Origin of the sequence: [Actinomadura] parvosata subsp. kistnae (assembly GCF_900323885.1) — a bacterium.
GTDB classification, from domain to species: Bacteria; Actinomycetota; Actinomycetes; order Streptosporangiales; family Streptosporangiaceae; genus Nonomuraea; species Nonomuraea composti.
Window position 1 is genome coordinate 2,131,641 of record NZ_OOHJ01000018.1, and the last position, 23,064, is coordinate 2,154,704.

A 23,064-nucleotide genomic window follows, 5' to 3' on the forward strand; every position below is an offset into this window, starting at 1 on the left:
TGCACCCTCCGTTAGCATCCATAACCCACAGTGGCATGCGGAGGGCGGATGCGGCGCAGGCACGTACGCGAGCCGGCCCTGGAGATCGCCCTGGCCGGCGGCCTCACCGCCCTGCTCACCACGGGGGCGGGCATCTTCCTCAACTTCGCCACCGACGGCGAGCCCGAGCTGAACCCCGCCCACGTCCCGCCCGCCCTGCTCTTCTCCTGCCTGGCCTGCGCCGTCCCGCCCCTGCGCGACTACGTCAAAGCGCGGCGGGCGAGGGCGGCCGAGCCGTTCGGGGCGGTGGATCTGGAGGCGTACAAGGGGCTGTTGAAGAAGCTGCGGGAGGACGCGGGCGGGCCGCGTTTCGCGGAGCTGGAGCGGCGGGCCGCCGAGCTCGGGCTGGAGGTCGGGCGGGCGGAGCTGGAGCTGGTCACGCAGAAGGACAAGGGCACGCGCTGGCTGCTCGACGCCGGGCGGGCCGAGCCGATCATTCGCGCCTTCCTCGCGGTGCACGACGTGCGCGATGCCGCCGTGGTGGACGCGTGGCTGGCGGCGTACCGGGGGCTGGTCGATCCGGCGCCGCCGGTGCCCAGGCGGGCCGTCAGGTTGATGGCGTTCGTGACCGTGGTGGTCGTGCTCGCGACGGGCGGTTTCCTGGGGTACGTGTCGTACGCGGAGAAGCGCATCCGGGGCTCGCTCTACCGGCCGAACCAGATCGTCCTCTCCCAGTACGCCCCGGGCCGGTACCTGGCGGTGACCGGGTCGGAGACCGCCCCTCCGCGTGCGAAGCTCGGCCCGTCGGTCATCAGCAAGAGCCCCGCCGCGATGTACCGGTGGGACCTCGTTCCGGACGAGTACGACGGCTCCTACCTGTACCGGCTCCGGAACCGGCAGAGCCGCCGCTGCCTGACCCGCGAGGCCCGCGACCTCACAGAGGGCGGCTACCTCACCGACGCCGCCTGCGGCGACTCGCCGGAGCAGCTCTGGCGGCTCACCGGCGACGGTGGCATCGCGCAGGGCGGGCTGTGCGTCGAGCCCGACCGGGGCTCCATCGACGAGGGTGCCCCGCTGGTCCTGCGCGCCTGCACCGCGGGCAGGCCGGCGCAACGCTGGCTGGCCACCGGTCGCATGCCGTCCGGGTTCGGCAGCTCGGTCGCCAGCGCGCAGAACGGGGTCTGCCTGGACGCCGCCGTCGGCATGCCGGAGCTGATCACCTGGGGCTGTCACGGCCGGGCCAACCAGTCCTTCACCTACCGGCGCGACATCCGGGGCTCCTACGAAATGAAGATCATGGGGACCTGCCTGGGCGTCTCCCCCGCACCACGCCGGCCCGTCCGCGAGCCCTGCACCGGCGGCCCCGGCCAGCTCTGGCGCCTCACCTACCGCTCACCCAGGAACGACTGGCTGTACTGGGAGATCAAGCACGCCGCCACCGGCCTGTGCCTGCAACTGGAGCCCGACTTCGCCACGCTGTCCATGAGTCCCTGCACCTGGTCGAACGTCCAGCAGTGGCGCACCCCCGAGTGGCTGCGACCGCCGGACACGCCCGTCCACCCGGCCGTCAGCCTGCGCGACCCGCACTGAACAGCGTCAGTTCACGTACGCCCACAGGTCGTAGGTGTAGTAACCCGGGTAGGTCTGCGGGTAGTGGGTGCTGCACCACCAGGTCTGCCAGCGGCCGGTCTGCTGACCCGACTGGCCGAAGGCGATGCAGGTGTCGTACGGCAGGTAGCTGTAGACCATCTTGAGCTCGGACGCGGCATGCGCCGGCGTGGTCGTGGCCACGGCAGGCGCCAGGGCGGTGACCGCGAGCAGGGCTAAGGCGGTGACTTTGCGACGCACCAGTTCTCCCCTCGTGAAGGGCCGGATGGCGTGGAATGCGATCACCGTGCATTGGACGACGCGGCCCGCCACCCCGGCAAGATCCGTCACTGCATGAATGCGGTGAGCAGGGCGAATACCGCTGAGGTGATGAAAGGTTCATTCCAGGGCCGGCTCTCACGTACGGCGGCCCTAGATCTCGGGCGCCGGAGCTTCAGACCGGCATACCGGAAAGGACCAGGCCGCAGGCACTCATTCGAATGCCGAAAGCCTAGCCCTCGCCAGCGGTTCCGACTAGCCTGCTGTTGTCGTGTAGACCGCAAGCACTAGCGAGCCAGCTAGCGCGAATGCGATCAACAGGACGCAGAGGTGGACGGTGCGGGTCCTACTTCCGATTGCGGTCCGCACCGTCCGCCCGATTTCTTTCGCGACCAGCTTTCGCCAGTCAGCCTCCTCTTCTGGCATCTGGTTTGCCTTCCTGATACGAGTTGTGCGCGACACCCGACCGAGCGCCGTGCTGCACTCAAGCTAGAGGTTGATCACAATGCATGCCAGGGCCGGTATTCAGCCTTTCGGTAGAGCTTCACCACTCTTGGATGACGATTAATGCGCTTGAGAATAAGAGATCCATACCCACCTGCCGGGGTTATGTTCAAACACAACATGTTCAAGCGTGGACACCCTCCGAGGACTCTGTATGCTGACCACGTTTTACCACCCAAGAAGGAGGCGCAACGTGATCAATGTGGACGATATCGATCGATGCCGCGCACGGATCTTTGCCGCCCGCAACGCGTCCGATTTATCCCTCAATGATAGACATGCCCTCGATGCCGCGACCGACGTACGCGTGCACTGTCTCGAGATCTATCGTGACGCTTTTCCGGTTGCCCTGAGATACTACAGATTCATCGCATTTCGGCAGGTCAGGGAGAAGTTGGAAGTTTCGTACCGAGACCGAAACGGAAACGATCATGCGCGCACCGTGAACACACACAAGACGATCGAGGACGTCCTGATAAGCGTATGGGAAGTACAAGGGTTTTGCGCAGATATTGCAGAGATGTCCGGAACGTGGATATACACTGACGTCTGCGAGGCTTCATCATCTCTGGCCTATTTCCTAATGCTCCATCTGGGCATGAAGCCGGAGAAGACCGCAGACGGCAGAAAGGTGAGCATTCTCGAGTTGTTAGCGGGCCTTGTATCAACCATGGGAGTGACTCCCGCCGCCGCCGAGGTCGTCCCCGATGCTCCACTGGACGATCTGGAGCCGAACGATGTCAACCGCAAGGCGCTGATCGTGCGGACACTCGAAGCGAAAGAGTCGGGAGCGTCCATCGAAACGCGAAAACAACTAGCGGTAGATCTCTACTTCTCCGGCGAAAAGAACATACGCCACATAAGTCGACTTACTGGACTTGCTCGCGGCACCGTTTACAAGGCACTACAGACTGCAAAACTCATTCCCGCTCGATCTGCTCCGAGCGCAGAGAATTCCCAGGCGCACGATTCTTCCAGCAACGAGCCGCATGTTTGAGCCCGATAACTGCTGATGTCGATCGTGTCGTCCCGAATGTAGTCATCACCAGTCTTCGGTGATGAAGTGCTTGGGCAGCGCTGTGATTTTGATGGGCTCTCCCCATCCTCGGTAGATGATGTTCATCGTCATGGGCTTGGACTGGCCGCCGTCCTGGCGAACCTCACGGTTTTCAGAGGCGCCAGATGATCTTCTCCTGGGGCTGGTAGCGGCAGGTGGAGCCGGTCGAGACGGAGGCGCGCAGGTGGGCGGCCAGCTCCGGGTGGGCGTGGTCGAGCTTGCGGAGGGTGTCGCGGATGCGGGCCGTGACGGTTTTGCGGGCGCGCTCCGCCTCGTCGCCCAGCCTGCGCGTACGGCCGGCCAGGCCCGCCGCCGCCCGCAGCTCGGCCAGGAGCGCGGCGCGTTCCTCGTCGAGCCGTGCCGCCCGGTCGTCGTCGCCCCGGGCGGTGGCGCGGTCGATCTCCTCGTCCAGCCGTGCGAGGTGGCGGCGGTAGCGGGCCTTGGCCTCGTCGTCGAGCACCTCGTCGCCGCCCATGCGGCGGGCCGCCACGACCGCCTCGCCCGCTTCGGGGGCCAGCAGGGTCACGGCCGGTAGGTCGTCGCCGGGGTGGGCGAGGAGGGTGTGCAGGTCGCGCAGGCCCTTCGCGTCGGGCAGGTGGGCGAGGCGGCCGGCGAAGGCCAGCGCCCAGACCGCACCGTCGCGCCGGAACTCCCCGCCGCCGTTGGCAGACGCCGCCCCGCCCGTATGACCGGGCGCCTCTCTGGTGCCAGGCCGCTGGTCCCCGCCCGTGCTCTCGGAAGCGACCGGTGGGCGGGCGGTGGCGCGCCGGGCGTAGTCGAGGACCTGGCGCATGCCCAGGTGCTCCGCCTCCCGTCGCACCTCCTCAAGCAGCTCGCGGGCCCTCTCCGCGTCGCCGGGCGCACCCCGTGCGAGCAGGGTCTCGGCCAGGTGCGTACGGGCGAGGACGGACCACGGCCGTGCCCCCATGGCGTCGGCCGAGCGCCAGGCGGCGGTGAGCTCGTCGACGGCCTCCGTCCAGCGTTCGAGGGCGGCGTCCACGCGGCCGAGCCACAGGTCGTACGGCCCGCTGATCTCCCAGCCGAACAGCGACACCACCCACTGCCCCCGGTGCGGCACCAGCCGGGCGCGGACGCGGGCGCACAGCTCCGGGTCTTGCGTGAGCACGGCCAGCTCGGCCTGGAAGCGCAGCCAGACCGGCTGGATCACGCGGTCGGCGGGCTCCTCGTCGTCGAGGTGGCGCAGCGCGGTGTCGAGGTCGCCCGCGTGCAGCGCGGTCAGGGCCTCCAGCAGCGGCACGCACGGGTGGGCGGAGCCTCTGAGCTCGCGCAGCAGCCGCTCCTGCCCGTCGGTCAGGCCGCGCAACGCCATCAGCGCCCACTCGTGGTGCTTGAGCATGAACGTGAAATGCTCGTGCCTGGCCTCCGGATGAACGGCCTCCAGCAGGGACTCGGCCTCGGCGAAGCGGCCTTCGAGGCCGGCGATGATGCTGGCGTCGACGTTCGTGGCCATGACGAGGTGCGGGCGCTCGCTGCGTCGGCCCCGGTCGGCGTAGGCGCGGAACTCGGCGAGGTAACGCGGGTCGCCCTGCTCGATCATGGCGACCCAGTGCAGGGCGGCGGCGAAGTGTTCGAGGTCGGGGTCGGAGGTGCGGCGGGCCACGGCGATCAGCTCGCCGGTGAGCGCCACCCGCTCGGCCGCTGTGCCCGGCCCCCAGATGATGTCGTGGTGCGCCCACAGGCTGAACGCGAGCGCGTCGTCGTCGCCGCCCTGCCTGGCCCGCGTGGCGAGGTGGAGCACCAGGGCCATGGCGAGCCCCTCACCGGACGGCCCGGCACCGTCGCCCGCCGGCCCCTCGTCGGACGGCGCAGTGCCGCCTCCCGCCGACCCGTCGCCGCGCACGAGTTCGCGGTGGGCGGCTCTGAGGAGGTCGAGGGCCTGGTCTCGGCCGTAGTGGCGGTGGAAGACCAGCGCGACGCGGGCGGGCAGCTCGGGGTCGTCGGTGTCGCGGGCGATGGCGGCGGCCTCCTCGAACAGCCGCCTGGCCGCCGCGCGCTCCCCGTCGTGGTGCAGCTCCCTGCCCAGGTCGAGCGCGATGAGGCCGCGCCGTCGCGGGCTCGCGGCGGCGCTGCGTTCGTACGCCCTGCGCAGGTGCGCGACCTGCTCCTCCGTCGCGAACCGCCCCCTGGCCTCGCGGGCGGCGTCGAGCAGCAGGTCGATGGCCAGGTCGGGGTCGAGCCGGTCGCCGGCCAGGTAGGCGTGCCTGGCCAGGTCGCTGGGCGGCAGCCGCCCGGCGAGCGCGGGTGAGCCGCGGACGGCGGTGACGACGGCGGCGTGCCGGTCGCGCGGGTCGTCGAGGGAGTCGTAGAGCGTCTCGCGGACGAGGTCGTGCGCGAACGCGAACACGCCGCCGCCCTTCGTCACGATGAGCTTGGCCACCACCGCGAGCTCCAGCAGCCGGTCGACGTGCGCGACGGGGGCGGCGATGGCGGCGGCGAGCACCTGGCGGTGGAACTCGCGCCCCAGCACCGCCGCCGCGGGCAGCAGCTCGGCCACCTGGCGCGGCAGCAGCGACAGGCGCCGCAGCAGCGCGTCGCGCACGCCGGGGGCGACGGCGCCGGCCGAGCCGCCGCTGCGCCACAGCCGGGAGGTCTGCTCGACGAAGAACGGGTTGCCGCCCGTGCGGACGTGCACTTCGTCCACCAGGTCGGGCGGCGGGTCGTGGCCGGCGGTGCGGGCCATGAGCGCGGCCACGCCCGCCCGGTCGAGGCCGGTGAGCGTGATCGTGGTGGCCTTGGCCACGAGCGGCGACAGCAGGTCGCGCAGCGGGTGCTCGACCGGCTCCACCTCGGCGTCGCGGTAGGTGCCGACGAGCAGCAGCCGCTCGAACCACGTCTGCCGGGCCGCGAACTCCAGCAGCCGCAGCGAGGCCGGGTCGGCGGCGTGCAGGTCGTCGATGACGACGACGAGAGGGCGCCGCTGCGCGATCGTGACCAGCGCGGAGGTGACCGCGTCGAACACCCGGAAGGCGTCGGACGGCTCGGGGGTGGCGCGGGCCTCGCCCAGGAGGGTGGTCAGGCTGCCGCCGGTCGCCTCCTCCGCCGCCGCCCACTCCTCCGGCTCGGCGGTGCGCCGCAGTGCCCGGATGACCTGCACCCACGGCCAGTAGCCCGGCGCGCCGCCGGCGTCCCAGCAGGCGCCGCCCACCACCAGCGCGCCGCGCCGCCTGGCCTCGCCCACCGCGCTGGTGACGAGCGTGGTCTTGCCGATGCCGGCCTCGCCGGTGACCAGCACCAGGCCGCCGTGGCTGTCGATGAGCCTGGTGATCTCGGCACGCAGCAGCGCGGCGGGGTGCTCCCTGCCGATGAGCTCGTGGGCCGCGGCGTCGCTAGGCATGACGCTTGCACGCTAGCCAACGGGGCCGACATTTTCCCAGGGGCTACCAGGTCACCTCCAGGGAGCTGAGCCCGTACACGACGGAGGAGGAGCGGAAGCGCGGCTCGGCGTCCGCGACGCGCAGGCCGGGGAAGCGCTTGAGCAGGGCGGGGAAGGCAATGCGCAGCTCCATGCGGGCCAGCGGGGCGCCCAGGCAGTGGTGGACGCCGTGGCCGAAGGCGAGGTGGCCGGGGGCGCCGCGGCCGATGTCGAACGAGTCGGCGTCGGGCAGGAAGGACGGGTCGCGGTTGGCGGCGGGCAGGGTGACGAGCACCTGCTCCCCTTCCTTGATCTGCTGGCCGCCGATCTCGGTGTCGCGGGTGGCGACCTTGGTGGTGCCGGAGTTGACGATGCTGAGCCAGCGCAGCAGCTCCTCGACGGCGGCGTCGATCCGCTCCGGCTCCTTGCGCAGCAGGTCGAGCTGCTCGGGGTGGCGCAGCAGGGCGAGCGTGCCGAGGGAGAGCATGTTGGAGGTGGTCTCGTGCCCGGCGAACAGCAGCAGCCCGCCGATCCCGACGAGCTCGTCGGTGGACAGGTCGTCGCCGTGCTCGCGCACGAGCATGCCGAGCAGCTCCTCGCCCGGGTCGGCCTGGATGCGGGCGATCAGGCTCTCCATGTACGCCCGCTGCTCGAACTGCAGCATCATCCGCTGCTCGCCCGGCAACGTCATGTCGAGCATCTTCGCGGTGCGCTGCTGGAAGGTCTCGCGGTCCTCGTACGGGACGCCGAGCAGCTCGCAGATCACCAGCGACGGGATCGGCAGCGCGAACGCCGGCACCAGGTCGGCGGGTGCCCCCGCGGCCTCGAGCGCGTCCAGGTGGTCCTCGACGATGCGCCGGATGCGCGGCTCCAGCCGGTTGATGCGGCGGATGGTGAACTCCGGCGTGAGCATCCGGCGCAGCCGCGTGTGCTCGGGCGGGTCCACGCCCAGCAGGTTGCCCGCGCGTACCTTGGCGAGCTGCTCCTCGGTCATGGGCGGCGCTCCGGGCAGCCGCGCGATGTTCGTCGGGGCGATCTTGAACCGATCGGCGTCGCCGAGGACCTCGCGCACGTCGGCGTAGCGGGTCACCAGCCAGGCTTCGGTGCCGAACGCCGTCATGACCCGTTTGACCCGATCCTGGTCCCGCGCGGCCGCCAGCTCCGGTGCCGGATGGAACTCCACCCGCCGCATGTGCAACGGCATCGTCGAGGTCTCGCTCATATGCAACCCCTGGGAGATCGTCAATTTTTGGTAGCACCGTACTGAGCCGGGCGACCGTCCACCAGGTGAGATCATCAATCGTTGCCAGCTCGTACCATGGCGATGTCCGCATCGCGATCACCGGGCCGCCCGCGTACGCACGGGGCCTGCTTGACGGTGGGCGAACGGCGCCAGGAATATACCTGTTCCATGAATTCGGTAAGGCAAGTTCCTGACGCCGTGCCCGTACTGATCGCCGGAGGCGGGCCCGTGGGCCTGGCGACGGCCGTGGAGCTGGCCCATCACGGCGTGCGGTGCCTGGTGGTGGAGCCGCGGGAGACGGTGTCGTGGCTGCGCCCGCGCGCGAAGACCACCTCGGCCCGCTCGATGGAGCTGCTGCGCAGGTGGGGGCTGGCGGAGACGCTGCGGTCGCGCGCGCCGCTGGCGGTGTCGTGGTCGGACGAGGCGGTGTTCGTCACGGGGCTGCTCGGGCGGGAGATCACCCGCATCGGCGGCTGCTTCGGCCTCGACCTGGTCGGCTCCGACCTGGCGGCCGAGCCGGGCCAGCAGGTGCCGCAGCCGCTGGTGGAGGAGGTGCTGCGGGAGGCCGTCGGCGACGCGCTGCTGACCGGCTGGCAGGTGGCCGGCCTCCAGGAGGACGCCGACGGGGTGACCGTCCGGATCACCTCCGGCGACGAGGAGCGCGAGGTCCGCGCCCAGTACGTCGTCGGCTGCGACGGCCCGCGCAGCGTCACCAGGGCCGCCATCGGCGCCAAGTACGAGGGCCGCCAGGACGCCCGCCCCAACTTCAACGTCGTCTTCCGCGCCCCCGGCCTGGCCGAGCGCATGCCGCACGGGCCCGCCGTGCACTACTGGGTGCTGAACCCGGCCCAGCCCGGCATGCTCGGCCGCCTCGACCTGAAGGACACCTGGTGGTGCATCGCCCAGGGTGTGCGCGCCGAGGACGCCGACCCCGTCCAACTGGTCAGGAACCTCGCGGGCGCCGACATCGACGTGGAGATCCTGGCCACCGACCCGTGGACGGCGCGGATGCTGCTCGCCGACCGCTACGCCACCGACCGGGTCTTCCTGGCCGGCGACGCCGCCCACCAGAACCCGCCCTACGGAGGTCACGGATTCAACACGGGCATAGGCGACGCGGTCAACATCGGCTGGAAGCTGGCCGCCGTGCTGCACGGGTGGGCGCCCGCGAGCCTGCTGGCCACGTACGAGAGCGAGCGCCGCCCCGTCGCCGCCGACACCATCGAGGAGGCCGCCAGGAACATGGCCACCCTCGCCCCCGAGCTGGCCGACCCGGCGCTGATGGGCGACGACGCCGAGTTCGAGAAGGTGCGGCCGGCGGTGGCGGAGGCGGTGCTGCGCACCAAGGACAGCGAGTTCCACAGCCTGGACCTGGTGCTGGGCTACACCTACGCCGGCTCCTCGATCGTCTCCTCCGGCGCCGGGGAGCGGCTGCCGCACCGGTGGCTGGCGCCCGGCGAGTCCCTGTACGACCGGCTGGGCCCCGCGTTCAGCCTCGTCGGTGACCAGCGCTCGCCCGGGGCGGCCGTGGTGGTGGCGGAGGCGGCGGAGCTGGGGGTGCCGCTGCGGGTGGTCGACCTGCCGGGCGAGCCGCTGGCGCTGGTCCGGCCCGACCAGCACGTGGCGTGGCGCGGCGGCGACCCGTCGGGCGCCGTGCGGATGGCGCTCGGCCACCCGCGCTGACCCTGCCGGGCGCGGGCGCCGAGCGGGGAGGTCTACGCTGCTTCCATGCGGGTCGTAGTCATCGGTGGCAGTGGACATATCGGTACGTACCTCATCCCGCGCCTCGTCGGCGCCGGGCACGAGGTGATCAACGTGAGCCGGGGGAAGCGGGAGCCGTACACGCCCCACGGCGCCTGGCAGCAGGTCACCACGGTCGTCGCCGACCGGGAGGCCGAGGAGGCCGACGGGAGCTTCGGGCGGCGGATCGCCGAGCTGGACGGTGAGGTGGTCATCGACCTCATCTGCTTCAAGGAGGACAGCGCCCGCAAGATCGCCGACGCGCTCGCCGGGCGGGTGCGGCACTTCCTGCACTGCGGGACGATCTGGGTGCACGGGCCGAGCGCGCAGGTGCCGACGACCGAGACCGCGCGCCGGGCGCCGTTCGGCGAGTACGGCATCCAGAAGGCGGCCATCGAGGCCCACCTGCTCGACCGGGCGCAGCGCGACGGGTTCCCGGTGACGATCATCCATCCGGGGCACATCACGGGGCCGGGGTGGGTGCCGGTGAACCCGGCCGGGAACGTGAACCCGGAGGTGTTCCAGAAGCTCGCCGAGGGCAGCGAGGTCGCGCTGCCCAACCTGGGCATGGAGACCGTGCAGCACGTGCACGCCGACGACGTGGCGCGGCTGTTCGTGGACGCCATGGCGAGCCGGTCGGCGGCCGTCGGGGAGAGCTTCCACTCGGTCGCCGCCACCGCCCTGACGTTGCGCGGGTTCGCCGAGGCGGTGGCGGGGTGGTTCGGCAGGCAGGCGCGGCTAACGTTCCTGCCGTGGGAGGAGTGGCGGGGCACGGTGTCGGAGTTCGACGCCCAGCTCACCTACGATCACATCCTGCACAGCCCGCACTGCAGCATGGAGAAGGCGGAGCGGCTGCTGGGGCACCGGCCCCGGTACACCTCGCTGGAGGCCGTCTCCGAGGCGGTCGACTGGCTGGTGCGGGCCGGAACGATCAAGCCCTGACGCGTCAGCCGCCCAGCGGGCCGAACTCCTTGCGGGTGTCGATCACGTCCCCGAACAGCTCCCACCGCTGCCCCTTGAACCGCATGAGCTGCATCGACTCGATCGGGAACCCGTCGCCCTGCGCGGTGTCGAGCGTGACCCCGGGCAGCAGCATGTCCACCTTCACACCCTTGAGGTTGCGCACGGAGTCGCGCAGCCCCTCGCGGGTCGGGCAGGCGGCCGCCTCCATGGCCTTGTGGAAGCTGCTGGCCGCCGCCCAGCCGAAGGTGTGGTACGGCACGTTGGCGTCGGCCCCGGGCGCGTACTGCTGCATCTTCTGCTTGTAGAGCTGCATCTCGGGGTCGTTGGCCCAGGTGGGGTCGTTCGGGTCCTTGTAGTAGGTGGCGGACACGACGCCCTGCACGTTCTCGAACCCGACGGGCTTGAGAACGGTGATCGAGGCGGCGACGTTGTTGACGATGTGCAGCGGGTTCCACTTGGTGTTCTTGGCGTCGGCGGCCAGGGCCTGCGAGCCGAACTTGGGGGTGGTGACGTTGAGGAGGACGTCGGCCTTCGACTCGGCGAGGTTGCGCATCTGCGGGTCGATGCTGGGGTCGGAGACCTCGTAGCTCTGCTCGGCCACGACCTGTACCTTCGTGCCTTCGAGCGCCCGCTTGAACCCGCCGAGCAGGTCCTTGCCGAAGTCGTCGTTCTGGTAGAGGACGGCGACCTTGGCCTCGGGCTTCTCCTTCTTCAGGTACGCGGCGTAGACGCGGGCCTCGGAGATGTAGTTGGGCTGCCAGCCGATCGTCCACGGGTGGGCGGTGTCGGTGCCCCAGATGGAGGCGCCGGTGGCGACGAAGACCTGCGGCACCTTGCGCTGGTTGGTGTAGTCCCAGGTGGCGGCGGTGGAGGGGGTGCCGAGCGTCTGGAACAGGGCGAAGACCTGCTCCTGCTCGACGAGCCTGCGGGCCTCCTCGACGGCCTTGGGCGGCTGGTAGCCGTCGTCGCGGACGACGAACTCGACCTTGCGCCCGCCGATGCCGCCCTTCTCGGCGTTGACGTAGTCGAAGTACGCCTTGATGCCCTTGGGGATGTCGCCGTAGGCGGAGGCGGGGCCGGACAGCGGGTAGATGCCGCCCAGTTTGATGGTCTTGTCGGTGATGCCGGTGGTCTGTTGCCCGGCGCACTGGCCGCCGGCCGCCGCCGTGCCCCCGGTGCCGCCGCCGGTGGCCGCGTCGCGCCCTCCGCAGGCGGCGACGGCGAGCAGTAACAGCGCGGCACAGCCGATCGCAGGAACTCGCATCCCTCTTACTCCTTCCGGGGAATCTTCTTGATCAGGCGCCCGGCCAGACCGGCCAGCCCCGTGGGGGCCACGTACATCACCGCGATGATCAGCAGGCCGAAGATGACGCCGGGCGCCGCGTCGTTGACGTCCTGAGAGATGCTCGGCACGAACATCACGAACAACCCGCCGAGCACGGGCCCGGACAACGAGCCGAGGCCGCCGACGACCAGGCCGGCCAGCAGGGTGATCGACAGGTTCACGGTGAACGAGTCCGGCGAGACGAACCCGATCACCCACGTGTAGACGCACCCCGCCGCGCCGGCGAACATGGCGCTCCAGGCGAACGCGAGCGTCTTGTAGAACGACAGCCGCACCCCCATGACCTCGGCCGCCGTCTCGTTGTCCCGGACGGCGTGCAGGGCCCGCCCCACCCGGGAGCGCAGCAGCGAGGCGGCCAGCAGGAAGGAGGCGACGGCGATGGCCAGCGTGAGGAAGTACAGCCACTGGTCCTCGGCCAGCCCGCTCCACGCGGGCGGCTGCGGCTTGGCCAGCGTCAGCCCCATGGACCCGCCGGTCAGCTCCTCGAACCGCTTGAGCAGCGGCACGAGGAAGATCGCGATGGCGAGCGTCACGAGCGCGAGGTACAGGCCGCGCAGCCGCATGGCGGGCACGCCGAGCGCGAGGCCGAGCACGAACGCCACCGCCGCCGCGAGCGGCAGCGTCAGCGGGTACGGCAGCGCCCACCGGTCCATGAGGACGGCCGCCGCGTAGGCGCCGACGGCGAAGAAGGCGCCGTGGCCGAGCGAGATCTGCCCGGCGTGCCCGACGAGGAGGTTGAGCCCGAGCAGCGCCACCGCGTACACCAGCACCATCGTGAGCTGGAAGACGTGGAAGGGGACGAGCTGGAAGGGCGCGTAGATCGCGGCGGCGAGCAGCAGGGCGAGCCCCGCCCAGCGCCGGTCGAACCTCCTGCGCCGCTCCACGGCGACCGGCTTGGCCTGCACTTTCGTCGTGCTCATGCCCGCTCCACCGCCGCCCGTCCGAAGAGCCCTTGGGGGCGCAGCAGCAGCACGCCGAGGATGATCACGAGGGGCACCCCCACCTTGAGGTCGGAGCCGATGAAGCCGACGTAGGCCCCGGCGAGCGTCTCGGCGACGCCGACGATCAGCCCGCCGGTGACGGCCCCGAGCGGGCTGTCGAAGCCGCCGAGGGTGGCGGCGGCGAAGGCGTAGATGAGGACGCCGCCCATCATGTTCGGCTCCAGGAACAGCAGCGGCGCCACCAGCACCCCGGACACGGCGCCCACGGTGGCGGCCAGGCCCCAGCCGAGCGCGAGCGTGCGGCCGACGCGGATGCCGACCAGGCGGGCGGAGGCGGGGTTCGTGGCCACGGCCCGCATGCCGAGGCCGATCCTGGTGTACTGGAACAGCACGTACAGCAGGCCCATGACCAGCGCGACCACGCCGAGCACGCCGAGCGTGGAGAAGCTGACGCTGATCCCGGCGGCCTCCAGGGCGCCGCCGGGGAACGGGTTCGGGAAGTCCTTGATGAGGAACGTCCAGATCCAGCCGGCGGCGGCGTTGACGAAGATGAACAGCCCGACGGTGACGATGACGATGGTCAGCTCCGGCGCCCCCTCGACCGGCCGGATGATCACCCGTTCGATGAGCATGCCGCCGGCGAACGACACGGCCAGCGTCACGACCAGCGCCAGCCAGAACGGCATGCCGGCGGCCACGCACTGCCAGGCGATGTAGGTGGAGAACATGGCCAGCTCGCCCTGGGCGAAGTTGACGATGCCGGTGAACTGGTAGATCAGCACCAGGGCCAGCGCCAGGCTGGCGTAGATGGCGCCCGCGCCGAGCCCCTCGACGACCTGCTGCACGAATCCGGCCATCGCGCTACACCCGGTACCCGAGGTAGGACTGCGCGACCTGCTCGTCGGCCTGGATCTGCGCGGCCGTGCCCGACAGCACGATCCGCCCGGTCTCCAGGACGTGCGCCTGCTGGGCGATGCCCAGGGCGAGGTGGGCGTTCTGCTCGACGACGACCACGGTGGTCCGCTCCTCTTCGTTGATGGTCCTGACGATGCGGAACAGCTCCCGGGTGACGAGCGGGGCCAGGCCCAGCGACGGCTCGTCGAGCAGCAGCAGCCGGGGGCGCAGCATGAGGGCCCGGCCGAGGGCCAGCATCTGCTGCTCGCCGCCGCTGAGGCTGCCCGCGGCCTGCTTGAGCCGCTTCTTCAGCACCGGGAAGTACTGGTGGACGCGTTCGAGGTCCTCCTCGACGGAGGGGCCGCGCCGCACGTACGCGCCGAGCCGGAGGTTCTCCTCGACGGTCAGCGGCATGAACGTGCCGCGCCCCTCGGGCACGTGGGCGACGCCGAGCCGGGCGACGGCGTCGGGCGGGCGGCCGGTCAGGGCGGCGCCGCCGAGCGTGATCGTGCCGCGCGCCTTGACCATGCCGGACAGGGCGCGCAGCAGCGTGGTCTTGCCGGCGCCGTTGGGGCCGAGGATGGCGCAGACCTCGCCCTCCCGCACGGTGAAGCTGACGCCGTGCAGCACCTGGGCGTCGCCGTAGCCGGCCACCAGGTCCGACACCACCAAGTCGGTGCTCATGCCGCCGTCCCAAGGTACGCCTCGATGACGGCCGGGTCGCGCTGGACCTCCTCGGGCGGGCCTTCGGCGATCTTGCGGCCGAAGTCGAGGCAGACGATGCGCTCGCAGATGCCCATGACGAACCCCATGTGGTGCTCGACCACGACGACCGTCAGCCCGTACTCGGCGCGGACGGACTCCAGCGTGCCCGCGAACTCCGCCACCTCCGCCGCGTTCAGCCCGTTCACCGGCTCGTCGAGGAGCAGCAGCCGGGGGCGGGCGACGAGCGCGCGGGCCAGCTCGACCCGCTTCAGCGTGCCGAACGGCAGGCCCGTCGCCGGATGCGCGGCCACCCCGGCCAGCCCCAGCCGCTCCAGCACGGCGTCGGCGTCGGCGCGCAGCGCGCGTTCCTCGCGGCGCACCCCCGGCAGCCGCAGCCCGGCGGAGAAGAAGCCGGCGCGGCCCCTGTGGTGCGCGCCGACCAGCACGTTGTCGCGGACGGACAGGCGGGGGAACAGGCCCAGGTTCTGGAAGGTCCTGGCGATGCCGAGGCCCGCGATGGCGTGCGGCGCCGCGGCGACCAGGTCCCTGCCCTCGTACGTGATCGACCCGGACTGCGGCGTGCAGCGCCGGGTGAGGCAGTTGAACAGGGTGGTCTTGCCGGCGCCGTTCGGCCCGATGAGCCCCACCATCTCGCCGCCCGCCACCCCGAACCCCACGCCGTCCAGCGCGGTGATGCCGCCGAAGCGAACGGTAAGATCGTGCACCTCCAGCATCCGGCCTCCTGGAGAACAATGTTCTGATGGTGGGCTCAGCGTAGGATCCGCTCGTCAGGGGCCGCATTGGGCACGGTGACCCAAGATGTCCGCGGCGAGTTGTCCTCTGAGCACAGGCTGGGTCTCATCACGGTCACAACCCGTTGACCGTGAGGCACCGGCCATGGATCATCCCGGCATGTCCACTGGTTCGAGCACCGTGGAAGCCGCCGTACGCGCGGAACGCACGCGCATCCTGTCCGGGTTGCTCGGTGACGTGCGGGAGCTGGCCGACGTCGCGGTCACGACCATGCGGGAGGAGATCCCCGCCTACGACGCCATGGGGCCGGCCTTCCACGCCGACGTGCGGGACCAGGTGGTCAAGCACTACCGCGCCAAGCTCGGCGTGCTCCTGGAGGAGCGCACGGTGACGCTGGAGGACATCTCCTTCACCCGCCGCGCCGCCATGCGCCGGGCCAGGGCGGGCGTGGCGCTGGCCGACTACATCAACGCCTTCCGGGTCGGGCAGCAGGTGTTCTGGGAGGCCGTGGTCGCGCGGGCCGGGCCCACGTACGCGGGGCGCGAGGCGGCGCTGTCGCTGGCCACGCCACTCATGCGGTACTGCGACTTCGCCAGCACGCACGCCGCCAACGCCTACATGGAGTTCCAGCAGTACGCGGCGGCGGAGGCGGTGCGCGAGACCCGCGACCTGCTGGAGACGCTGCTGTCCGGGTGCCTGCCGACGCGCGGCAGGGAGGTGGCCGCCGCGCAGGCGCACGGCCTCGGCCCCGACGTGCGCGCGCCGCTGCTCGTCGTGACCGCCGTGCTGGCCGGCAGCGCCGCCGACCCCGAGGACGCCCGGCACTCCGCGTGCGCGGCCATCGCCAGGATCGCCGGGAACGGCACCCGTACGCTGTCGGTCGTGCGCCGCTCGGAGATCGTGGCCGTCCCCGTGCTCGGCCCCGGCACCGGGCCCGAGGAGCTGTGCGACCGGCTGCAGGGCGTGGTGGAGAGCCTGGCCGTCGAGGGGGTGCGGCTGGCCATGGGCGTCAGCACCGTCTGCACCGGCGCCGCGCAGATCCCGCAGGCCTACCAGGAGGCCAGGGCCGTGCTGGACTTCGTGCCCGAGGAGGGCGGCGTGGCCGCGCTGCCCAGGATCACGCCCTTCCAGTACCTGGCGCTCAAGGCCGATGACACCGCCCGCAACCTGGTGGACCCGCGCATCACCGCGCTGCTGTCGGAGGACCGGGCGCGCGGCGGCGTGCTGACGGCCACGATCAGGGCGTTCGCCGCCGCCGACCTGAACCTGCGCACCGCCGCCGAACGCCTGCAGATCCACCCGAACACCGCCCAGTACCGCATGCGCCGCATCCAGGAGCGCACCGGGCGCAGCCTGCGCTCGATCAACGATCTGGTGGAGCTGCTCGTCGCGATCGCCCTCCAGGACGCCCTCCCGACCAATGCCGGGCGGGAAAGACTGGCCGCCGCGACCAATGAGAGCCGTGGGAGATCGGACGTACGGTCTTTCCATGAACCTCGCTGACCGGCTCCACACCGCCGCTGCCCGGCTCGGCGGCAGAGCGGTTCTCACGCTGGACGAGGCGCAGCTCACCTACGGCACCCTCGACGAGCTGAGCGCCCGCCTGGCGGGCCTGCTGCGGTGCAGGGGGATCGGCCCCGGCGACCGGGTCGCGATCATGTTGCCGAACGTGCCGGAGTTCGGCGTCGTCTACTACGGGGTGCTGCGGGCCGGGGCCGTGGTGGTCCCGCTGGACCCGCTGCTGAAACGCCGCGAGATCGCCGCCTACCTGGGCGACTGCCGGGCCCGGCTGCTCATCGCCTGGCACGCGTTCGCCGAGACGGCCGAGGCCGGCGCGGCCGGCACCGACTGCTTCTTCGTGGTGCCGGGCGAGTTCAGGCGGCTGCTGCGCGGCGTCGCGGCCGAGCACGAGGTCGCCGACATGGAGCACGACGACACCGCCGTCATCCACTACACCTCCGGCACCACGGGCCGGCCCAAGGGCATCGAGCTCACCCACGCGAACCTGGGCGGCAACGCCGCCACCGTGGCCCGCATGCACGCGCTCGGCGTGGACGACGTGGTGCTCGGCGCGCTGCCGCTCTACCACACCTTCGGCCAGACCTGCTCGCTCAACGCGACCGTGCACGCCGGCGCCCGGCTGACCCTGCTCGGCCGCTTCGACCCCGGCCGCGCCCTGGAGGTCATCAGGCGCGACGGGGTGACCGTCTTCCAGGGCGTGCCCACCATGTTCATCGCGCTGCTCGACCACCCCGGTGCCTCCGACATGTCGATGCTGCGGGTCTGCGCCTCCGGCGGGGCCGCGCTGCCGCTGGACGTGCTGCGGGCCTACGAGACCCGCTTCGGCTGCGAGATCGTCGAGGGGTACGGCCTCAGCGAGACCTCCCCCGTCGCCGCCACCAACCGGGGCGGCGCCCACCGCAGGGCCGGCTCCATCGGCTGGCCCATCAGGGGCGTCGAGATGAAGATCGTCGGCGACGACGGCCGCGAGCTGCCCGCCGGCGAGATCGGCGAGATCGTGGTGCGCGGCCCCAACGTCATGAAGGGCTACTGGAACGACCCCGCCGCCACCGCCGAGGTGATCCGCGACGGCTGGTTCCACACCGGCGACCTCGGGCGGGTGGACGGCGACGGCTACTTCTTCCTCGTCGACCGCCGCCGCGACGTGATCATCCGCGGCGGCTACACCGTCTACCCGCGCGAGGTCGAGGAGGTGCTCTACGAGCACCCGGCGGTGCGGCAGGCGGCCGTGTTCGGCGTGCCGCACCCCGGGCTGGGCGAGGAGATCGAGGCCGTGGTCGCCCTGCGCGCCCCCGTGACCTGCGAGGAGCTGCGCGACTTCGTACGGGAGCGGGTGGCCGCGTACAAGTATCCCCGTCACGTGTCGTTCGTGGACGAGCTGCCGATGAGCCCCACCGGCAAGATACTCAAGCGGGCCCTGCCCCGGCTCAGAGCCGGTACGTACGGGTGATCGCGACCAGGCCGCCGTCCTCGCGGGTGGCGGCCACCAGCCCCGCCGGCATCGGCGCGAACCCGGGCACGGAGGCGAACCCGTCCCGCTCGCCGATCGCCGTCACCCGCAGCTCGCCCGTGCCCACGACCTTCAGCGTGATCTCCGCGCCGCCCGCCGGGATGCCGCGGAAGCGCACCTCGCCCGGCCACGTGTTGGCCCGGGTGCCGGTCACGGGCACGGTCACCGCCCGCATCCCGTCGGCCTTCGCGGTGGCCTCGACGACCGGCCGCTCGACGCGCAGGGTGAGCGAACGCGCACCCCTCCCGGCGGTGACCCGCAGCCGGTACGTGCCGCCGTCCTGACGCAGCACGGTGACGCGCGGCCCGTCGAGGTCCACCGCCGGCGCGGGGCCGGTCCACAGGGCGCCGCGGGCGTAGCCGGGCGGCAGGGACGAGGTGTCGCGGCCGGAGACGTACCGTCTCGTCCACTCGGACGGGGCGAGGTCCGCGCTGACCCAGCCCGCCTGCCGGGTCTCGGCGTCCATCACGTACGCCAGGTGCGTCCGCCTCGGGTGGGCCGCGTCGAACGCGTCCACCGCCAGCCCGGCGGGCACCAGCGCCACCGCCAGCGCGGCGGCCACCAGCGGCACCCCGAACGCGACCGGACGGGCGAGCGGCCTGTGCGGCTCGGGCAGCCACAGCTCGACGGCCGGCAGCGCGACCAGCCCGAACAACGCCAGCACCGCCGCGCTCGCCCCGCCGAGCGCCAGCCCCATCCCGTCGAACGCCGTCAACGCCAGCCCGGGCAGCAGCGCCGCCCCCACGACCAGCCCCGCCGTCAGCGCGGCCACCCTCAGGGCAGGACGGCGCAGGAGCAGCGCGGCCAGGCCGCCGAGCGCCGCGAACAGGGCCGGCAGCGCGAACATGAACGAGGCGCCCGGCGCGACCTGCGCGCACACCACGCCGAGCAGCGCCGGCCAGGCCAGCGCCCCGATGGCCAGCGCCGCCGGGCCGAGCCGGCGCCGCAGCGGGAGGTACCAGCCGAGCACCGCCAGCCCGGCCAGCACCGCGACGGCCAGGCGGAACACGTCGGGCCGGTGCAGCAGCCCGCCCATGCCGTAGTAGTCGGGCCGCATCGCGACCAGCACCTCCCACAAGCCCTGCGCGAGCAGCGCCGCCGCCGCGACCGGCACGACCCCCGAGATCGCGCCGACCGCCATCCGCCCCGGTCCGGCCAGCCGCCGCCGCCACGCCACGAACGCCAGCCCGGCCACCGCGGCGACCGCGAGCCCGGCCAGCGGCCACACCAGCCCGTTCGGGTAGGTGAGCAGGACGCCGAAGAGCCGGAAGTAGGTGACGTCGTGATCGGCGTCCAGCGCCGGCAGGTCGGCCGCGCCGAGCGTGCGGGCCAGGGCGAGCATGTTCGTGCCGTGGTGCTGGAGGCTGCCCCGGTTCAGGTGCGCGAGGGAGTCGTCGGCGGTGTGGTAGCGCGAGGACTCCTGGATGTAGGCGAAGTTCATCCCCCTGAACCCCGCCTTGGTCATCGGCGTGAAGTCGGTGTTGTTCGGCAGCAGCCGGTAGAGCTCGACCATCATCGAGTCGCCCCTCGGGAAGGGCACGGCGTCGGCGAACGTCCCGACCAGCCCGGCGTTGCCCGGCGACGTCTCGAACATCAGCGACGGCCCGCTGACCCCGCGCGCCTCCCAGTTCAGCAGCACGCCGCCCTTCCTCCCGAGCGGGTGCTCCCTGACGAACGCCTCGGCGCCGAGCACGCCGTCCTCCTCGCCGTCCGTCATGAGGAACACCAGGTCGTTGCGTAGCCTCGCGTCGCCCAGCGCCCGTACGGTCTCCAGCATCGACGCCACGGCCGCCGCGTCGTCCGAGGTGCCGGGGCCCATGGCGGCGGAGTCGTAGTGGGCGGCGATCACCACCGTGCCCGTCGGGTCGGTGCCGCGCCGGGTGGCCACCACGTTGTCCACCTGCCCGAACGACGCCAGCCCCGTCGACGGGTTCGCCCCCACGGCCCGCTGCACCCGCACCTCCAGCCCGGCCGCGCGCATCCGCTCCACCAGGTAGTCCCTGGCCTGCGCGCTCGCCTGGCTGCCGATCGGCCGGGGCCGGGTGGCGAACGCCTCCAGATGCTTCAAGGCCCGCTCCGCGCTGAACTCCCCGGCCGGCGCCGAGGCGGGCAGCGGCTGCATCGTGCTGCCGGACATGGCGGTCAGCACGACCACGGCGGCCAGCGCCAGCAGCGCCGCGACCCCGGCCAGGACGCGGCGGGGAACGTCGAACAACTTCTCCTTCATGACCAGGAACGCTAGGTTTCGGGCCTGGGTCGCCGGAATGATGCGCGTGCCCGGATCGGGCTGTGGTTTTCCGCAGGTCCGCCGGAGTGGTCTTCTCACATAGCGGTACGATTTGTCTTACTGGTTAAGACATGCTCTAGAGTCGCACACCATGACACCTTGGGAGATGGTCGCGGTGCTCGCGGCCGGCGTGGCGGGCGGGGCCATCAACACTGTCGTCGGGTCCGGATCGCTGATCACGTTCCCCACGCTGCTCGCGGTGGGCCTGCCGCCGATCACCGCGAACGTCTCCAACAACATCGGCCTGGTCCCCGGCGGGCTGACCGGCGTCGCCGGGTACCGCGAGGAGCTGACCGGCCAGCGCGGCCGGCTGCTCCGGCTCGCCCCCGCGTCCGTGGCCGGCGCGCTGGCCGGCGGGCTGCTGCTGCTCAACCTGCCGGAGAGCACGTTCACGGCGGTCGTGGTCGTGCTCATCGCGATGTCCTGCACCCTGGTCGTGATCCAGCCCCGGCTCAGCCGTGCCCTCGCCGACCGGCCCAAGCGGGCGCACGGCGGCCCCTGGCTCTGGCTGGGCGCGCTGGCGGCCGGCGCCTACGGCGGCTACTTCGGCGCCGGGCAGGGCATCCTGCTCATCGGCCTGATGGGCATCCTCATCGACGAGGAGCTGCAACGCGTCAACGCGGCCAAGAACGTGCTGGTCGTCCTGGTCAACGGCACGGCCGCCATCCTGTACGCGCTCGTCGCCGACGTGGACTGGACGGCGGTGCTGCTGGTCGCGATGGGGTCGATGGCGGGGGGCTTCCTCGGGGCGCGGGTGGGGCGCAGGCTGCCCGCGCCGGTGTTGCGCGGGGTGATCGTCTGCATCGGCGTGATCGCTATCGTGAAGCTCCTCACCGACTGAGAGGCTCCGCCGATGCTCCGTTTCGTGGCCATCCTGGCGGCCACCGCGCCGAGTTTCTTATCCGCCTTCATGCTCGTGGAGTGCGGCTGGTTCGCCTATGAGGTGGTGCAGCCGACGCCGCTGGCGGTCGCGGTCTGGGGCACCGCCGGATACGCGACGGCGCTGCTGCCGGTCGTGCTGGCGCTCCTGGCCCTTTGGGCGCCGAGGTGGCTGCCGAAGGCCGGCGCGGTCGCCGCGGCGGTGACGCTGGCGGCCAACGCGCTGACCTTCGCCGTCCCCTACGCCTGGCCCTGCGGCGCACCCACGGGCCGGTGGCTGCCGGCGGTCTGCGCGGCTGTCTCCCTCGTCGCCTTGCTGCTGTCCCGCCCGGGGCCGCCGCTGCCCAAGCGGCAGGCGGCCGTCTGGAGCGCGGTCGTGCTCCTGGCGCTCGGCACGACCCTCGCCAGGAGCGTCGCCGGCGTGGATCTCATCTGCTGGGCGGACCTGACGGGAGACTGGGCGCTGGCGGAGATGCGCCTCGACATCGCGCACGCCCAGTACTACTGGGTCGGCGTGGCCACGATCGGCGCCGTGCTGGCCGGGCACCGAGCCGCGCCGTTCCTCGGCCTGGTGCTGCTGGTGCCCGCTCTTTACATGCCGGTCGCCTGGTTCCTGTCGGGTGCGGGACACGGCTGCTCCAGCACCTTGGCCCTGGTCAACTGGCCGTACCTGGTCGCGGGTTTGCTGGCGCTGTGCTCGCGCCTACCCCGACAGGCCCAGTAGGAAGGCGACGGGCACGAACGCGACCGCCAGCCCCACCGCCCACCACCGTGGCGCCGGCCCTTCCCGGAGCACCGTGACGCCCAGGGGCACCAGCGCGACGATCAACCCGGCGATGGCGGCCAGCGCGAACGGGTCGGTGCTGCCCTTGAGCACGCCCAGCGGCAGCCCCGCCGCCAGGCCCAGCGCCACGCACCGCACCAGGCTCAGCGCCCTGGCCCGGTAGGCGGCGACGGCGAGGACGATCCAGCCGCCCATGATGCACACGTTGGTGGCCTTGAAGACGTGGAAGGCGCCGTACGTGCCCTCCACGGCCCGCTGCGCGGCCTCCAGGCCGAGGACGTCCACGAGCTGGAACGCCAGGTGGCTGATCCCGGCGTGGAACACGCGCCCGAACAGGCCGAGCACGACCAGCGTGACGCCCCACCGCGCCCACCCCGTGGGCCCGATCCGGCGGCCCAGGGCGGTCACCGCAGGCCACAGGAGCACGGTGCCGGCCGCGTACAGGGCGTAGGACCAGGCCATCCGGGTGGGGTCGGCGGCGTAGGCGGCGAGCTGGCCGGGGAAGAAGTCGTCCTCTCCCAGACGGGTGAGGACTCCGGCGGCGAGCAGCAGCGGGCCCAGCAGCAGTCCGGCGCCCTCGACCCAGCGCCCTGGCATTTCGTGATTCATACCGGCCATCCAAGCCGCGCCAGGCCGCCCGCACACGGGCGTGGGAACGAGGGCTTCAGGTAGTGCCCGCACTACCCCGGCCCACAACCCCGGCCCACAACCCCGGCCCGT

General features: G+C 71.9%; 18 protein-coding genes. 8 read left to right on the top strand and 10 right to left on the bottom strand.

The annotated features are described in order from the left end of the window. Positions 1-48: 48 nt before the first annotated feature. The gene (locus KIS93_RS29865; RefSeq protein WP_080044512.1) at positions 49-1,569 is read left to right on the top strand and encodes an RICIN domain-containing protein; all 1,521 of its coding nucleotides are present in this window, start codon (positions 49-51) and stop codon (positions 1,567-1,569) included. A gap of 6 nt (positions 1,570-1,575) precedes the next feature. Here KIS93_RS29865 and KIS93_RS29870 read toward each other — a convergent pair whose 3' ends face one another. Continuing rightward, positions 1,576-1,827, bottom strand: a complete 252-nt coding sequence (locus tag KIS93_RS29870; protein ID WP_155128912.1) for a hypothetical protein — start codon at positions 1,825-1,827, stop codon at positions 1,576-1,578. A gap of 715 nt (positions 1,828-2,542) precedes the next feature. Between KIS93_RS29870 and KIS93_RS29875 the strand changes: the two genes are divergently transcribed. Then, positions 2,543-3,346 (top strand): hypothetical protein, encoded by an 804-nt coding sequence (locus tag KIS93_RS29875; RefSeq protein ID WP_155128910.1) that lies wholly within the window; start codon positions 2,543-2,545, stop codon positions 3,344-3,346. 172 nt (positions 3,347-3,518) lie between these two features. Here KIS93_RS29875 and KIS93_RS29880 read toward each other — a convergent pair whose 3' ends face one another. Beyond that, on the bottom strand, positions 3,519-6,761 hold the full coding sequence (locus KIS93_RS29880) for an ATP-binding protein (RefSeq protein ID WP_080044510.1): 3,243 nt from the start codon (positions 6,759-6,761) through the stop codon (positions 3,519-3,521). A 43-nt stretch (positions 6,762-6,804) separates the two neighbouring features. Next, a complete protein-coding gene (locus KIS93_RS29885) occupies positions 6,805-8,001 on the bottom strand; it encodes a cytochrome P450 (protein WP_080044509.1) in 1,197 nt (398 codons plus the stop codon). 219 nt (positions 8,002-8,220) lie between these two features. Here KIS93_RS29885 and KIS93_RS29890 point away from each other — a divergent pair, with 219 nt between their 5' ends. After that, positions 8,221-9,705, top strand: coding sequence for an FAD-dependent monooxygenase (locus KIS93_RS29890; RefSeq protein WP_230465735.1), 1,485 nt, complete (start codon positions 8,221-8,223; stop codon positions 9,703-9,705). A gap of 45 nt (positions 9,706-9,750) precedes the next feature. Further along, a complete protein-coding gene (locus tag KIS93_RS29895; RefSeq protein WP_080044507.1) occupies positions 9,751-10,704 on the top strand; it encodes an NAD-dependent epimerase/dehydratase family protein in 954 nt (317 codons plus the stop codon). A 4-nt stretch (positions 10,705-10,708) separates the two neighbouring features. On the opposite strand, the gene KIS93_RS29900 is transcribed toward KIS93_RS29895, so the two are convergent. The 5 genes from KIS93_RS29900 to KIS93_RS29920 are packed head-to-tail and all read right to left on the bottom strand — an operon-like array spanning position 10,709 to position 15,344. After that, positions 10,709-11,989: an ABC transporter substrate-binding protein gene (locus KIS93_RS29900; protein ID WP_080044506.1), complete on the bottom strand. Its 1,281-nt coding sequence runs from the start codon at positions 11,987-11,989 to the stop codon at positions 10,709-10,711. 5 nt (positions 11,990-11,994) lie between these two features. Continuing rightward, positions 11,995-12,990 carry a branched-chain amino acid ABC transporter permease gene (locus KIS93_RS29905; RefSeq protein ID WP_080044505.1) on the bottom strand — a complete coding sequence of 332 codons (996 nt, stop codon included), beginning with the start codon at positions 12,988-12,990 and terminating at the stop codon, positions 11,995-11,997. After that, the gene (locus KIS93_RS29910) at positions 12,987-13,868 is read right to left on the bottom strand and encodes a branched-chain amino acid ABC transporter permease (RefSeq protein ID WP_080044504.1); all 882 of its coding nucleotides are present in this window, start codon (positions 13,866-13,868) and stop codon (positions 12,987-12,989) included. The genes KIS93_RS29905 and KIS93_RS29910 overlap by 4 nt, the downstream gene beginning before the upstream one ends. Positions 13,869-13,872: 4 nt before the next feature. Next, positions 13,873-14,589, bottom strand: coding sequence for an ABC transporter ATP-binding protein (locus tag KIS93_RS29915; RefSeq protein WP_080044503.1), 717 nt, complete (start codon positions 14,587-14,589; stop codon positions 13,873-13,875). After that, a complete protein-coding gene (locus KIS93_RS29920; RefSeq protein WP_080044502.1) occupies positions 14,586-15,344 on the bottom strand; it encodes an ABC transporter ATP-binding protein in 759 nt (252 codons plus the stop codon). Before KIS93_RS29920 ends, KIS93_RS29915 begins: the two co-directional genes overlap by 4 nt. Positions 15,345-15,522: 178 nt before the next feature. On the opposite strand from KIS93_RS29920, the gene KIS93_RS29925 reads away from it, so the two are divergent. After that, complete coding sequence (locus tag KIS93_RS29925; RefSeq protein ID WP_080047422.1) at positions 15,523-16,866, top strand: PucR family transcriptional regulator; 1,344 nt, start codon at positions 15,523-15,525, stop codon at positions 16,864-16,866. Continuing rightward, a complete protein-coding gene (locus KIS93_RS29930; protein WP_080044501.1) occupies positions 16,853-18,334 on the top strand; it encodes a long-chain-fatty-acid--CoA ligase in 1,482 nt (493 codons plus the stop codon). The genes KIS93_RS29925 and KIS93_RS29930 overlap by 14 nt, the downstream gene beginning before the upstream one ends. Here KIS93_RS29930 and KIS93_RS29935 read toward each other — a convergent pair. Beyond that, entirely contained in the window at positions 18,312-20,621 is a 2,310-nt protein-coding gene (locus tag KIS93_RS29935; RefSeq protein WP_080044500.1) for a M28 family peptidase, read from the bottom strand. The two genes, KIS93_RS29930 and KIS93_RS29935, sit on opposite strands and share 23 nt — an antisense overlap. Before the next feature lie 151 nt (positions 20,622-20,772). On the opposite strand from KIS93_RS29935, the gene KIS93_RS29940 reads away from it, so the two are divergent. Together KIS93_RS29940 and KIS93_RS29945 are read left to right on the top strand one after the other, a co-directional pair. Next, positions 20,773-21,522, top strand: coding sequence for a sulfite exporter TauE/SafE family protein (locus KIS93_RS29940; protein ID WP_080044499.1), 750 nt, complete (start codon positions 20,773-20,775; stop codon positions 21,520-21,522). Between the two features lie 12 nt (positions 21,523-21,534). Next, positions 21,535-22,284, top strand: coding sequence for a hypothetical protein (locus tag KIS93_RS29945; RefSeq protein WP_080044498.1), 750 nt, complete (start codon positions 21,535-21,537; stop codon positions 22,282-22,284). On the opposite strand, the gene KIS93_RS29950 is transcribed toward KIS93_RS29945, so the two are convergent. Beyond that, positions 22,264-22,941, bottom strand: coding sequence for a hypothetical protein (locus KIS93_RS29950; RefSeq protein WP_230465734.1), 678 nt, complete (start codon positions 22,939-22,941; stop codon positions 22,264-22,266). The genes KIS93_RS29945 and KIS93_RS29950 overlap by 21 nt on opposite strands. Positions 22,942-23,064 lie beyond the last annotated feature (123 nt).

Bases quoted from the DNA above. Each gene is read 5' to 3' on its own strand.
- KIS93_RS29865 (WP_080044512.1), top strand. From the start codon at position 49: ATGCGGCGCAGGCACGTACGCGAGCCGGCCCTGGAGATCGCCCTGGCC.
- KIS93_RS29880 (WP_080044510.1), bottom strand. From the start codon at position 6,761: ATGCCTAGCGACGCCGCGGCCCACGAGCTCATCGGCAGGGAGCACCCC.
- KIS93_RS29885 (WP_080044509.1), bottom strand. From the start codon at position 8,001: ATGAGCGAGACCTCGACGATGCCGTTGCACATGCGGCGGGTGGAGTTC.
- KIS93_RS29895 (WP_080044507.1), top strand. From the start codon at position 9,751: ATGCGGGTCGTAGTCATCGGTGGCAGTGGACATATCGGTACGTACCTC.
- KIS93_RS29900 (WP_080044506.1), bottom strand. From the start codon at position 11,989: ATGCGAGTTCCTGCGATCGGCTGTGCCGCGCTGTTACTGCTCGCCGTC.
- KIS93_RS29905 (WP_080044505.1), bottom strand. From the start codon at position 12,990: ATGAGCACGACGAAAGTGCAGGCCAAGCCGGTCGCCGTGGAGCGGCGC.
- KIS93_RS29910 (WP_080044504.1), bottom strand. From the start codon at position 13,868: ATGGCCGGATTCGTGCAGCAGGTCGTCGAGGGGCTCGGCGCGGGCGCC.
- KIS93_RS29915 (WP_080044503.1), bottom strand. From the start codon at position 14,589: ATGAGCACCGACTTGGTGGTGTCGGACCTGGTGGCCGGCTACGGCGAC.
- KIS93_RS29920 (WP_080044502.1), bottom strand. From the start codon at position 15,344: ATGCTGGAGGTGCACGATCTTACCGTTCGCTTCGGCGGCATCACCGCG.
- KIS93_RS29925 (WP_080047422.1), top strand. From the start codon at position 15,523: ATGTCCACTGGTTCGAGCACCGTGGAAGCCGCCGTACGCGCGGAACGC.
- KIS93_RS29930 (WP_080044501.1), top strand. From the start codon at position 16,853: ATGAACCTCGCTGACCGGCTCCACACCGCCGCTGCCCGGCTCGGCGGC.
- KIS93_RS29935 (WP_080044500.1), bottom strand. From the start codon at position 20,621: ATGAAGGAGAAGTTGTTCGACGTTCCCCGCCGCGTCCTGGCCGGGGTC.
- KIS93_RS29940 (WP_080044499.1), top strand. From the start codon at position 20,773: ATGACACCTTGGGAGATGGTCGCGGTGCTCGCGGCCGGCGTGGCGGGC.
- KIS93_RS29945 (WP_080044498.1), top strand. From the start codon at position 21,535: ATGCTCCGTTTCGTGGCCATCCTGGCGGCCACCGCGCCGAGTTTCTTA.
- KIS93_RS29950 (WP_230465734.1), bottom strand. From the start codon at position 22,941: ATGCCAGGGCGCTGGGTCGAGGGCGCCGGACTGCTGCTGGGCCCGCTG.